Here is a 4,750-nt window from a genome sequence, read left to right as displayed (position 1 = left end):
AGATGGTGGAGAGCTGGTTCTGTTCGGCAATATGGGCCACGCGGCTTTGGGTAAGCTGCATCAGCAGCGTTCCGCCCATCATCAGCAGGAACAATACGATGAGCGAGGTGATGAGCAGGCGCAGGCGGCGCTCGGAAATGGCAAGGCGGAAGCGTTGTGGCCAGGGAGAGGGGAGTTTCAGAACCCGCTCCTTGACGAACAGTTCGCCGATATGCGTCTTGCCCAATTGCTTCCCCCGATACCCCGCCATCCCCGCGGAGAACTTCGCCGAAGACCCAATGACGCCACCGACCGAATCACCGGCTATTGATTCGAAAAGCAGGTGATTTGTCCAGATGTATTGCGGCTCAGGCGAAGCGCCCGGGGCGGAAAGGCGCGCGATCGACATTGCTGTTGCGGCCGGTCATCATTTCGGCGAGCAGGCGGCCCGTCGTGGGCCCCCAGGTCAGCCCCATGTGGCCGTGGCCGAAACCATACCAGACATTCGCCGCGGTCGCCGAAGGGCCGATCACGGGAAGCGAATCCGGCGTTCCGGGCCGCCGCCCCATCCAGCGCGTGGCATCGGGGCCAGGCGCGCGCAGGGCCGGCAGGACCCGCTTGAAATGAGTCCACAGCGCATCGGCGCGCTTGTAGTTGGGCGGCGCATCGAGACCCGCGAATTCATCCGTTCCGGCCAGCCGCAGCCCCATCTCCATCGGCGTCGCGACGCCGGGGGTGCGCGCATAGGTGATCGAGCGCGACAGCGCGACGCCCGGATCGGGCAGTACGATGTGATAGCCGCGCTCGGCCTCCAGCGGAAAATCCTCGCCCAGCTGGCGCGCGAGGAGATGGGAGTAGGCGCCAGCACAGATCACCAGCGTCTCGACCTTGTGAAGACCTCTCTCCCTGAGCGCGACATGGCTGACGCGTGAGCCTTCGCGGGCGAGCGACAGCACGTCATCAGCCATGATGGTTCCGCCATTCCGCACCACCTGGGCGGCGATCGCCTTCACCACGCGTTCCGGGTTGGTCACGAAATACCAGCCGCCGTGAAAGGCGGCGCAATGCACGTTGTCCCCGAGCGCGGGTTCGAGTTCGCGCGCCTCGCCGCCCGAGAGCCGCGGGGTGGCGAAGCCAAGGGCGTTCTTGGTGGCGCGCTCCGCCGCCTCGGCCTGGTATTGCGCCTCGTTGTCATAGACCCGCAGCGTATCCTGATAGCGGATCAGGCCGCCGGCGCCTGCCGGCTTGAGAAGCGTTTCAAAGTCGCTCACCACCCGCAGCGCCAGATCGGCGCGCGCCGCGGTGATCGCCCTTACCCGGTCAGGAAGCGAATTGCGGCCCAGCGCCATCAGCCAGGGCATAACCCTGGGGAGATAGGACCATCTGATGGTGAGCGGGCCAAGCGGGTCCATCAGCCAGCCCGGAATCTTGAGCAGCATGCGGCTATGCACGGCGGGGACGACCTCGGCGAATGCAAGGCCGCCGGCATTGCCGAAGGAGCAGCCTTCGCCCGGCGGCAGCCGGTCGATGACGGTGACCCGGTAGCCTTCACACTGCAGAAAGGCGGCCGCCGCGACGCCAACAATGCCGGCGCCGATGACCGTGGCGGATGGTTCCGTCATGGGGCGGTTCCGAACGCCTTGAAGCAGTTCACGCAATGCTCCTCGAAAGCTGCCACCAGCCGTGTCTTGCGCATCTGCTTCAGCGCCGCAAGGGCGATGACGCCCGCTTCGACCTCTCCGGCGATTGGCCGCACCGCCAGTTCCTCGCCGGCATAGGAATGATCGCCACGAGGCCTGGTGATGAGGATCGAATAGCCCAGTCCCTGGCCCACCAGCCCGCGCACCACCTCGAGCGAGGGCGAGGAAAAGGCGACATGCGGGGTGATGCCGGCGCTCTCCAGGATGCGGGTGAAGTAGGTGCGGCTGGGGGCGATATCGAGCAGCACGAAGGGCTCTTCCCTCAAGGCGGCAAGCGGCACGCTGGTGAGCCGGGTGAGGCGGTGCCTGGCCGGCAGCAGCACATGCGGCGCGAAACTGGCGAGCGGCGTCACCAAGAACTCGTCTGTCATGTCGACGGCATAGAGCAGGGCCACGTCATAGAGCCCGCGGCGCAGGCCGTCGAAGAGTTCGTCCTGGGTGCCTTCCGCCATGCGGAAGGAGACCCCGGGATGCTGGCTCGCAAAGCCCTTGATGACCGGCGGCACAAAGGCGGGCGCGATGGTGGTGAAGCTGGCGAGTGACAGCTGGCCCTCGACCAGGCTTCCGGCCTCGGCCATGCCGCGCTGGAAGTCCTCGGCATGGGTAAGGAGATTGCGCGCCTCCGCCAGGAACCTGAAACCGGCGGGCGAGGGGCTCACCCCCTGGGCATGATGGCGGATGAACAGTTGCAGGCCCATCTGCTCCTCGAGCTTGGCGAGCGCCGCCGAAAGCGTGGGTTGCGCCACGCCGAGCCTGGCGGAGGCGGCGGCGACCGAGCCGTGGTCCCAGATGGCCACCGCATATTCGATTTGCCGGAGCGTGTAGCGTAGCATCGTAAAAAACTATCCAATACTGAAATATAATCTATTTTTCCGAAGCAGGGGGCACGTGTCAAGCTCTTCCTGTCTGAACGGAGGGAACCGACAGATGAATGCGATGGGCAAGCCGCCGGTGGCCGCGGAGCACTTCATCGCCGCCATGGGCCTTGCGGCAACCGGCGTGTCGGTGGTGACCACCGATGGCCCGCAGGGCCGCTTCGGCCTGACCGTGAGCGCCGTATCCTCCGTGTCCGCCGATCCGCCGCTGATCCTGGTCTGCATCAACCGCCGCAGCCCCGCGGCAGCCGCGGTCGATGCCAATGGCCTGTTCGCGGTCAGCATTCTGGGCGCCGGGCACCGCGCCTATGCCGAAACCTTTTCCGGGCGTCCACGCGAAGGCCGCCCGTTCGATTTCTCTCATCACGCCTGGCGCGACGGCGACACCGGCCTGCCGCTCGTCGAGGACGCCACCGCCGCCTTCGAATGTGAAATCCACCAGCATCTCGATGCCGGAACTCACCGCATCTTCATCGGCCGGGTGGTGGCCGCGCACCGCGGCTCCGCCGAACCGCTCGTTTACTGCAACCGCGCCTTCCGGCGCATCGTCCATCTCACGAAGGAAACCGAACCATGATCAGAACCGGCGAACAATACCGCGAGTCGATCCGCGACGGGCGCGAAGTGTGGATCAACGGCGAACGCGTGAAGGACGTGACCCGGCATCCGCAGTTCAAGCCGCTCGTTGATATCCGCGCCCGCATCTACGACATGCAGCACGAGGCGGCGACCCGCGAGGTGATGACCTTCGAGGAGAATGGCGAACGTTTTCCGATCGGCCTCCGCCTGCCCTTCGAGAAGAAGGACTGGGAGGACAAACGCCGCGCCGTGGACACGGTGATGCATGACATCGGCGGCGTCGTCACAAGGGTGGGCGACGAGACCATTGGCGAGATGTGGTCCCTTTGGGACGGCAAGGAGATCCTCAACGAGATCGATCCGCGCTTCGCGCAGAACATCGAGCGTCACATCCACCTCGCGATCAAGAACGATCCGTTCCACGTCTCGGCCAACACCGATCCCAAGGGCGACCGCTCCAAGCGGCCGCAGGACCAGGACCCTGACATGCTGGCGCATGTCGTGAAGGAAACCGATGCCGGCATCATCATCCGCGGCGCCAAGTATGAAACCGCCGCCGCCTATTCCAACCAGGCCTTCCTCAAGCCCACCATCGCCAACTGGGGCGACGCCAAGCTTTCCGAATATGCGCTGGGTTGCATCGTCAGAATGAACGCGCCAGGCGTCAAGCACATCTGCCGCACCGGCTTCACCGGCCGCGCCCCCGCCCGCGACTATCCGCTGTCGAACAAGTTCGACGAAGTCGACACGCTGATGATTCTCGACAATGTGCTGATCCCGTGGGAGGACGTGCTGTTCTACCAGCACACCAGGGCCGCCGCCTTCATCCGCCAGACGCTGCACCGCTACTCCGCTTTCCCCTTCGTGCAGCGCACCCTCTCCTACGCCGATCTGATGATTGGTGCTGCCCTGTGGAACGCCCGCCAGACCGGCCTCGACAAGCAGCAGGCGGTGCAGGAGAAGCTTTCCGAGCTCGCCGTGTGGCGCGAGGGCATCAATGCCCATCTGACCGCCGCCATCGCGACCGGCGAAAGAAGCCCCAACGGCCTGCTGATGCCGAACCAGTCCCTGCTGTTCACCGGGCGCTGCCACGCGCTCAACAACCTGCCGCGCATGATGCACATCGCCCGCGAATTGTGCGGCGGGCAGATCTGCGTGACGCCGGATTCGGCGGCCTTCGATCACCCCGAGACGCGGCCGTGGATGGAGAAGTACTATTCCGTCAATGATGAGTGGCAGGCCGATGACCGGCGCAAGCTGCTGGCGCTGGCGCGCGACCTGCTGAACTCGGATTATGCCGGCCACCGGCTCACCTTCCAGCTGTTCGCACAGTCGCCGCCTTTCGCGCAATCGGCGGCCGTGTACCGCAACTTCGACTGGAACCAGACGCTGAAGTTTGCTCAAAAGGCCGGCGGACTCTCCGACAATGTCTGGGGTGTGACAAAGCAGGCGGCCGAATAGCCAGCCGCCGGCAGCGAAAGGAGCCAGCCCGATGACCGCGCATAAACGCATCCGCCCCTTCAACACCAGGCAGACCTATCCGGAACAGAAGCTCGATAACGACCTGTGCCAGGCGGTGGTGGCGAAAGGCACCATGGTGTTCCTGCGCGGCCAGGT

Annotated in this window: 5 protein-coding genes and 1 pseudogene; 3 read left to right on the top strand and 3 right to left on the bottom strand. The window is 65.1% G+C overall.

The genetic code is table 11. The features are described from left to right. The 3 genes from ACKOED_RS13080 to ACKOED_RS13070 all read right to left on the bottom strand — a co-directional run. A partial coding sequence (locus ACKOED_RS13080; RefSeq protein WP_408917036.1) for a hypothetical protein occupies positions 1-388 on the bottom strand: 388 nt, incomplete at its 3' end. Continuing rightward, positions 348-1,601 carry an NAD(P)/FAD-dependent oxidoreductase gene (locus ACKOED_RS13075; RefSeq protein ID WP_408917035.1) on the bottom strand — a complete coding sequence of 418 codons (1,254 nt, stop codon included), beginning with the start codon at positions 1,599-1,601 and terminating at the stop codon, positions 348-350. The genes ACKOED_RS13075 and ACKOED_RS13080, both read right to left, overlap by 41 nt. After that, the gene (locus ACKOED_RS13070; RefSeq protein ID WP_408917033.1) at positions 1,598-2,512 is read right to left on the bottom strand and encodes a LysR substrate-binding domain-containing protein; all 915 of its coding nucleotides are present in this window, start codon (positions 2,510-2,512) and stop codon (positions 1,598-1,600) included. Before ACKOED_RS13070 ends, ACKOED_RS13075 begins: the two co-directional genes overlap by 4 nt. A 94-nt stretch (positions 2,513-2,606) precedes the next feature. Here ACKOED_RS13070 and ACKOED_RS13065 point away from each other — a divergent pair, with 94 nt between their 5' ends. The 3 genes and pseudogenes from ACKOED_RS13065 to ACKOED_RS13055 form a co-directional block, all read left to right on the top strand. Further along, complete coding sequence (locus ACKOED_RS13065; RefSeq protein WP_408917032.1) at positions 2,607-3,131, top strand: flavin reductase family protein; 525 nt, start codon at positions 2,607-2,609, stop codon at positions 3,129-3,131. Continuing rightward, entirely contained in the window at positions 3,128-4,594 is a 1,467-nt protein-coding gene (locus ACKOED_RS13060; protein ID WP_408917031.1) for a 4-hydroxyphenylacetate 3-hydroxylase family protein, read from the top strand. Before ACKOED_RS13065 ends, ACKOED_RS13060 begins: the two co-directional genes overlap by 4 nt. Positions 4,595-4,625: 31 nt before the next feature. Further along, positions 4,626-4,750 (top strand): annotated as a pseudogene (locus ACKOED_RS13055) (RidA family protein); the annotation flags it as partial.

The sequence above is a fragment of the Aestuariivirga sp. genome, from assembly GCF_046093005.1.
Taxonomy (GTDB): domain Bacteria; phylum Pseudomonadota; class Alphaproteobacteria; order Rhizobiales; family Aestuariivirgaceae; genus Aestuariivirga.
The sequence above is the reverse complement of the archived record's forward strand: the minus strand, read 5'-3'. Positions and strand labels throughout refer to the sequence as shown.

What these genes read in the sequence shown, in the direction of transcription:
- ACKOED_RS13065 (WP_408917032.1), top strand. Translation starts at nt 2,607, where the DNA reads ATGAATGCGATGGGCAAGCCGCCGGTGGCCGCGGAGCACTTCATCGCC.
- ACKOED_RS13060 (WP_408917031.1), top strand. Translation starts at nt 3,128, where the DNA reads ATGATCAGAACCGGCGAACAATACCGCGAGTCGATCCGCGACGGGCGC.
- ACKOED_RS13075 (WP_408917035.1), bottom strand. Translation starts at nt 1,601, where the DNA reads ATGACGGAACCATCCGCCACGGTCATCGGCGCCGGCATTGTTGGCGTC.
- ACKOED_RS13070 (WP_408917033.1), bottom strand. Translation starts at nt 2,512, where the DNA reads ATGCTACGCTACACGCTCCGGCAAATCGAATATGCGGTGGCCATCTGG.